At 64.1% G+C, this 370-nt stretch carries 1 pseudogene; it reads left to right on the top strand.

From position 1 onward, the window contains the following. Positions 1-66: 66 nt before the first annotated feature. Positions 67-370: pseudogene (locus tag AB4Z32_RS27885) on the top strand (rod-binding protein); the annotation flags it as partial.

Below are 370 nucleotides of genomic sequence, written 5' to 3'. Positions count from 1 at the left end.
CATCATGGCCATCCTGCAGGCGCTGGACCAGGCCGGCGCCATCGAAGGCGAGCTGGTGGTGATCTGATGGATAGCAGCCGCATCAATCCTCTAGCCCAGAGCCTCGGCACCGAGTCCGAGTTGCCGAACCTGCAGGCGCCCGTCGCCCAGCCGGACGAGGCTTACCGCGCCAAGGCCACCGAGGCAGCGGTCAAATTCGAAAGCTTCTTCATCGGCCAGATGCTGCACAAGATGCGTGCTTCCGCGCGCGCCGTGGGAGATCACGACCAGCAATCCGAATCCGTCAACAGCGATATGCTGGATCTGGCGGATAACCTGGTGGCCGACCAGCTGTCCCACCGCCGCGCTTTCGGCGTCGCCGATGCCATTC

Source organism: Massilia sp. 2TAF26, assembly GCF_052115005.1.
Lineage (GTDB): Bacteria > Pseudomonadota > Gammaproteobacteria > Burkholderiales > Burkholderiaceae_D > Telluria.
This window is presented reverse-complemented; position numbering and strand designations above follow the sequence as displayed.